8 protein-coding genes are annotated in these 6,131 nt (G+C 67.6%); 3 read left to right on the top strand and 5 right to left on the bottom strand.

Annotation, left to right across the window (positions count from 1 at the left end):
• Positions 1 to 95: 95 nt before the first annotated feature.
• Genes ACFWGN_RS12010 through ACFWGN_RS12020 form a run of 3 tightly spaced genes read left to right on the top strand, consistent with a single transcriptional unit; the run spans position 96 to position 2,679 of the window.
• Complete coding sequence (locus ACFWGN_RS12010) at positions 96 to 1,310, top strand: hypothetical protein (protein ID WP_377617028.1); 1,215 nt, start codon at positions 96 to 98, stop codon at positions 1,308 to 1,310.
• On the top strand, positions 1,307 to 1,831 hold the full coding sequence (locus ACFWGN_RS12015) for a hypothetical protein (RefSeq protein WP_377617030.1): 525 nt from the start codon (positions 1,307 to 1,309) through the stop codon (positions 1,829 to 1,831). Before ACFWGN_RS12010 ends, ACFWGN_RS12015 begins: the two co-directional genes overlap by 4 nt.
• A gap of 2 nt (positions 1,832 to 1,833) precedes the next feature.
• Positions 1,834 to 2,679, top strand: coding sequence for a hypothetical protein (locus ACFWGN_RS12020; RefSeq protein ID WP_377617032.1), 846 nt, complete (start codon positions 1,834 to 1,836; stop codon positions 2,677 to 2,679).
• Between the two features lie 485 nt (positions 2,680 to 3,164).
• Here the strand turns inward: ACFWGN_RS12020 and ACFWGN_RS12025 are convergent, their stop codons facing one another.
• The 5 genes from ACFWGN_RS12025 to ACFWGN_RS12045 all read right to left on the bottom strand — a co-directional run.
• A complete protein-coding gene (locus ACFWGN_RS12025; RefSeq protein ID WP_377617057.1) occupies positions 3,165 to 3,314 on the bottom strand; it encodes a 50S ribosomal protein L32 in 150 nt (49 codons plus the stop codon).
• 155 nt (positions 3,315 to 3,469) lie between these two features.
• Positions 3,470 to 3,901, bottom strand: coding sequence for a hypothetical protein (locus tag ACFWGN_RS12030; protein WP_377617034.1), 432 nt, complete (start codon positions 3,899 to 3,901; stop codon positions 3,470 to 3,472).
• Positions 3,902 to 4,359: 458 nt separating this feature from the next.
• On the bottom strand, positions 4,360 to 4,701 hold the full coding sequence (locus tag ACFWGN_RS12035) for a PIN domain-containing protein (protein ID WP_377617035.1): 342 nt from the start codon (positions 4,699 to 4,701) through the stop codon (positions 4,360 to 4,362).
• 27 nt (positions 4,702 to 4,728) lie between these two features.
• The gene (locus ACFWGN_RS12040; RefSeq protein WP_377617037.1) at positions 4,729 to 5,253 is read right to left on the bottom strand and encodes a helix-turn-helix domain-containing protein; all 525 of its coding nucleotides are present in this window, start codon (positions 5,251 to 5,253) and stop codon (positions 4,729 to 4,731) included.
• Positions 5,254 to 5,540: 287 nt separating this feature from the next.
• The coding region (locus ACFWGN_RS12045) for a DUF3459 domain-containing protein (RefSeq protein ID WP_377617038.1) at positions 5,541 to 6,131 on the bottom strand (591 nt) is incomplete at its 5' end.

The raw sequence follows: 6,131 nt of genomic DNA on the forward strand, positions 1-6,131 counted from the left end.
GCATCACACTCGAACCTGAGTGATGAGGATCACCTCCCCCTGTCTAGTTCTTTGAGAGCTACCGGCTCCGACCACCCGGAAGGTCCGCAGAGAAGATGCCACGACCTCCTCGTCACGACTGGTCAGAAGCTACCTGTGCGCTGCTCCACGACATCGCCGTCGGGCGTGCCGCGGCCAGCCTCCTCGCCGAGCCCTCAACCTCACGCCTGCGCGCCGCCCGAGCCGTCGTGGTCCTGCCCACCTGGACGTGGCGCCGCTCGCGCATCAACGTCGGGCGCAAGGACACCAGCCAGGTCGGCACCGAGCGCCTGGCCCTGCCGATCCCCGTGCGCTGGGAAGGTGGCCCCGTCCACCTCGTGCGCGACCCTCTCGACCTGTCCTGGTCCGCGGCCGGGCTCGGGCACACCATGACCGGCTACGCCCAGCTCGACGCGGACGCCATCGGCACCGGCACCGCCCTCCACACCGTCCTCGACAACGACCGCGACGCGTCCAGCGACACGGGAACGAGCACGGGCAGGAGCACCGGCACCGGCGACGTCGACCTGACCGACTGCGACGTCCCGGCCCACGCCAGCGCCCCGCTGACCTCCCGGACCCGGTTCATCGCGACCCTGCGCGCCCTGGTCGAGACCGGCCACCTCTCCACGTGGCTGCTGCGCCAGCGCCTGACCCCGATCGCACGCCGCGCCCTGGAGAAGGCGAACTACGCCGTCGCCCGCGAGGTGTGGGGCGAGGGCGGGCCGGCGACCATGCTCGACCAGGAGCAGATCGAGCACCTGACGACGGTCATGACCCTCGGCGAGTCCCAGGACAGCGAACGCGTCACCCCGACCGGCGTCACGAAGTCCGCGGCGGCACGCAACCCGCTGGACCGGATCATCGAACGCCTGCTGGTGACGAGCAACTTCACGCGCGTGGACATGCACCGCTACCTCAGCCGCGCGATCCGCGTCGAGGCCGAGACCCTCATCCGCCAGTCCGTCGGCGACCCGCACATCGGGCGCAAGGTCCGGGCCCTGGCCGCGACCAAGGCGTACCCGGACCTGGCGACGCTGATCGCGGACTACAACGCCCTGTACCCCACCGACCACCTCTCGGTGCGCCGGGCCACGGCCGCCCTGATGGTCACCACGACCCTGGACACCCGCAACGTCTCCCTCATCGGGCGCGACGGGTACGAGCACGACCACCGCGACCCGAACGCCGAATTCGAGGACTGGCTGTGCGAAGCCCTGTCCCCCGGGCTCGCGGACGGCGGCTCGATCGACTGGGGCGTGGAGCCCTGGATGCTGGAGGTCTCCGCGTGAGCCCCCAGACCCTGACCCGCACCCCCGTGCCCTCCCGGGCGCACGCCAACGCCGCCCTGACCGCGGCCCGGCGCACCCGCGCCCAGTGGCTGCTCGCCATCACCGCCGGACAGGTCACCCCGACCGAGGTCATCGCCCAGGCGGCGACCGCCCCCGGGCGCCCGCTGCTCGCCCTGACGTTGCGCCAGCTCGTCATCGCCCAGCCCGGCTGGGGCGTCCGCCGCACCGAGGCCGCGCTGACCAAGCTCGCGTCCTTCTCCCAGGCCACCACCACGCGCCGGATGAACATCTCCTGGCTGCTGGACCCCCGGTGCGCCGGGTCCAGGTACATCGCCTGGTGCGACGTCATGCACACCAGGCGCGACCAGGCCCCGTGGCCTGGCTTCCCCTTCACGGCCGGCCCCGCGATCACCGCGCACCCGACCGTCGCGTCCCTCATGGGCGCCACCACGACCAGCACGAGCAACGCCGACCAGTTCAACGCAGACCAGATCAGCACGCATCAGCAGGGGACAAACTGACTATGAGGACCACCCTCGACGACCTGTACGACATCGCCGCGATCGGCGACGAGGACGCCAGGCGCACCGCCGCCGGGGCGTTCATCGCCGAACGCATGGCGCTCTACCGGCGCATCGCCCGGCCACTGTGCCGGCGATACGGACTGAGCGTGGACAACCACCTGGACGACATGGCCTCGGTGGTCTGCGAGGTCGCGATCAAGATGGTCGAGCAGCTCACGAACGACGTCGAGTCCCTGGACAAGGTCCGCAACTTCGAGGCCCTGCTGCACGTCTCGTGCGCGGACCGCGCCCGGTCCTACGCCCACTCCGAGCTGGGTCGTGCACCGGTCTCGGGCATGCAGTCGGTGATGCGCCGCCGCGTCACCCTCGAACGCACCCGCGACCAGCTGCGCGCCAACCAGCACCGCGAGCCCACGGATGCCGAGACGGTCGAGGCCCACAACGAGCAGGTCAGCCTGACCCGCAAGGACGCCGCCTACCAGGGGGCGCTTGCCACCGCCGCGGACCTCGGCGAGGTCGGCGCGCTGAACATCGACAACCACGACCGGGTCGTGGACGAGCCGGACTTCATCCTGCACCCCACCGAGGGGCGTGAGCTCGTCAAGACGATCTTGGACGCGGCCGGCGCCAGCAGTGACCCAGTCGTGGCAGCGGTCGCTGACGCGTGGGCCGGGAGCTACTACTCCCAGGAGGAGGGACCGCTCGCGACCACCGCGCAGATCTCCCAGGCCCTGGACCTGCCCGAGCGCCGGGTGCGCCGGGTCCTGGTGCAGGTACGCGGCATGGGGATCGAGATCCTCGAACGCCGGTTCGGGATCACCGCCGACCAGGCCGCTGCCTCCTGAGCGACTGACCCCCGTTCGGGCCGTTCCTGCCCCCCGCGCTCCACGTCCCGGTCATCAACCGGCGAGGCAAGGAGCAGGGCGATGAGCCCGAACACCACCCTGTGGCCGCAGATCATCACGATGGTCGCCCACGCCGCCCAGGAGGAGCACAGCCACGGGTACGCCCTGGAGCTGCGCCACACCTTCGCGGACCAGACTGACGACACGGTGCGCGGGCGGCGAGCACGAACCCGTGCGCCTGTCCCAGGTCCGGGCCGTCCACCTCGGCAGAGACGTCTGCCCAAAGATGGACTCGACTGAGTACGCGCACATGGCCACTCCGCCATCAGGCTGCAGCGCCAAAGACGGGGAACGGACTGCGGTCGATTGCTCGAAGCTCAATGACGTGTTGTTGGTCGGGGAGCTACTGTCGCTCGTCGAGGAGCGCGACCTAACGCCATCGACTTGCGCCGGGCCGTACAACTACCCTGGGCTCCTCGCCGGCCCTACTTAGGCAAATCGATCAGTCCTCGCTCGACCGCCCGGGTCCTTCGTCGCGGCACCTTCACCTGGTCACCTTCCACGCGATTGGTGACGAGATCTGGGGCTTCAACCTTCCACCGGGAGCCGCGCGACCGGGTGTTCGATCGGGAAATTCTTCGCTAGGCAACAGAACGCTCAGTCGGCGCCCTTGCTCACAGGGCGCAAGGTCAAGCCCTACGCGTCCTCGTGAGCGTGCTCGTCCTCATGGGAGTGGTCATCGTGGCTAGCGGCCTCGGCTGCGCCCGAGGCGCCGTTGAGCTCGTTCGGTTCAACGGTGAGCGGTGCTGTCCCAGGCTTCGCGGTTTCGATGTCGACAGCGTGGAGCATCTTCTTTGCGGGGTCGGTGATGTACCCGGTTCCGTCCAGGACGTAGAGGGTGGCTCTGCCACTCCTCGGGCTTCTCCCATGCGTCGATGACAGGGCTGGAGCGGGCGAGCGCGCCGGCTTCGGGGTCGATGACATGCAGTTGGCCGTCTGTACCCAGCACAAGGGCCTCGCCTGCGTCACCGCAACCAAGGGATCGGAACGTGTAGCTCGAGGGCAGGTCGACGGTCTTGAGGGTGGGCGTGCGGGTGTCGATCAGAGACGCGGGTGGGGCGCTCAAATTCTGACCGATCCCACCAGCCACCTGATCTTTGATGATGAGCAGGTCGGTGAACTGGTAGTTGCGATGATGCGTGAGGACGAGGCTCAGATGCATCCGCTGACAACCAAACACGGTATGCGGGCCACGACCGGTACCGGTCTGATCGAGTGACTTCCGGCCTTTCCTGACGCCCCGACCGAGTCGATCCTGGACACGCGAACTCAGCTCAGCGAGTCCCATGGTGCGGTACCGCAAGGGCGTCACCGGCTTCGCAGACAAGGTCGCATCAGACGCCACCGACCCAGCACTACAAGTCGAGATCACCGATCTATGGCGCGACGAGGCGCAACCAACTCTGGTGACGCTGCGCAGCGAACTATCCAGAACCGGACTGGTCAAGGACACCGTCTTCAATCTCGCGACTGACACCAACGCCATCGTTTCTGGCGCCACCGGAACCGGCATGCTCTTCGGCGTCGGCTCCATCACTGAACTCGCGGCGCTCTCCACAACAGGCGCAACAATCGCCGGAGGTCTGATCGCACAAGCTGCCGCCCAGACCATCCGCGACTTCACGGTGACGATCGCGCCGGCCCCGCCGACGACAGCGGCGGCGACCAGGTGCTCGTCGTCCGGGCCTGGTAGGCCGTATGACCCGTCCAGCGGTTCCCACCCTCGACACAGGCACCGTCGAACGCGCTGCTCATCTGGCCAATAAGGTACTGAGCAGCGCGCTCGGCGCCGACCTGGTTCGCGCCACGGCTCACGAGCGTGCGGCCTTCGTGCTCCTCAAGTTCGGACAAGATCGCCGAGGACCACAACGGCCGGTATGGGCCCTTGATGGCCAGGCTCAGCAGAAAGTCCCGCTGCAGGCTTTGCCACAGCACACACGTATTGAGCACGACGGCGGACACGCCGCCGATTCTTCCAGGTACTCGCCCTCAGCCGCTCCGACGTGCTGCCACGGCCTTGCGTACTTCGCGCAGTTGCTCAGCGACCTCGGCCGGATCCTCTTCGTCGATATCGAGCGCGGATCGCTCGAGCACGTCGTATTGACGTTGACGACGCTGCTCGCGGTACGCCAGTCGATCGCTGAGCAGCACCTGCCGCCACGTTCCGGGACGCTGCGCCAGCAGCTGCCCGGCATCGATCAAACGCACGACGGCCGGGCGAGAGACACCCAGTAGATCTGCTGCCTGCTGAGTCGTCAGCGTCGTCGAACGTGGCGCTACCGTGACGGCGCTCCCAGCACTCAGGGCATCGACCACTTGAAGGAGCAGCCGGTACATGGACTCCGGCAGCTCGACCTGGTGCTCCTCGCCCGCAAGAAGATAGCGCGGTGGGACGTCCGTGCAGCGCGCTCGCTTGTGCGCCTCGAGGAAGCTGTGCATCTCCGCGAGCTCTTCCACCTCGTTTGGGAGGTAGGTGCGCTCCGCCAGTTCTGTAGCCTTCATCTCGTTCCCCATGCGCCAAGTCGTACGCAAACAGAGGCGGGGCTTGTTGACGACCGATCTAGCCCTGCGGTCTCCACGCGGTACCTGGTATCGCATGTGGGAACGTGCGGGTCCGCGCGTCGCACGATCCTCTCGCTGACAGGATTTCGTCTGACCGCGTGCGTGTTGGTGCACCGGGCACCAAGATCGTGATCCCTGATCGCGTGCGGGTGTCGTGAGGCGCGATCAGGGATCCCGTCGGGTGATCTATCCCTTCGAGGTTCGTCGGGTGCGACCTCTGGAGGCGGTCGGGTTCGGTGTCACCGCAGCGATGTCGAGAGGTAGATCCTGGCTTCCCAAGGGGCGAGCGAGAGGCGCCCCTCCTTGGGTGGTGTGCCGGTCTCGGTGTTGCTGAGGAGCAGCTCGGCCGACGTGACGTCCAGTTCGACCTCGGCGTGTTCGCTCGCGAGGTTGGCTATGACGAGGAGCGTGGTCTCGTCGTGGTGGCGCTCGTAGGCGTAGACCGTGGGGTGGTCGTCCAGAAGCATGGTGAAGTCGCCGTGCGCGACGACGGGGAGGTTGTGCCGGAGCTCGATGAGGTGCTGGTAGTGGCGGTAGATCGACCGGGGGTCGTCGTACTGGGCTGTCGCGTTGAGCCAGGCATGGTTCGGGTTGACGCCGATCCAAGGGGACCCGGTGGTAAAGCCTGCCTGAGGGCCGTCGTCCCACTGCACTGGTGTGCGAGCGTTGTCGCGTCCGATGTGCCGGATGGCGGTCATGACGTGCTCGGCGTCCTGGGTGACAACGGCTTCGCGATAGTGGTTGAGCGACTCGATGTCGCGCAGGTCTTCCACGGAGGCGAACGGTGCGTTGGTCATGCCGATCTCTTCGCCCTGGTAGATGTATGGCGT

Source organism: Oerskovia sp. NPDC060338, from assembly GCF_042726295.1.
In the GTDB taxonomy this organism is placed as follows: Bacteria; Actinomycetota; Actinomycetes; order Actinomycetales; family Cellulomonadaceae; genus Oerskovia; species Oerskovia merdavium.

Coding starts and splice junctions, on each gene's coding strand:
- ACFWGN_RS12010 (WP_377617028.1), top strand. CDS start 96: ATGCCACGACCTCCTCGTCACGACTGGTCAGAAGCTACCTGTGCGCTG.
- ACFWGN_RS12020 (WP_377617032.1), top strand. CDS start 1,834: ATGAGGACCACCCTCGACGACCTGTACGACATCGCCGCGATCGGCGAC.
- ACFWGN_RS12030 (WP_377617034.1), bottom strand. CDS start 3,901: ATGCATCTGAGCCTCGTCCTCACGCATCATCGCAACTACCAGTTCACC.
- ACFWGN_RS12040 (WP_377617037.1), bottom strand. CDS start 5,253: ATGGGGAACGAGATGAAGGCTACAGAACTGGCGGAGCGCACCTACCTC.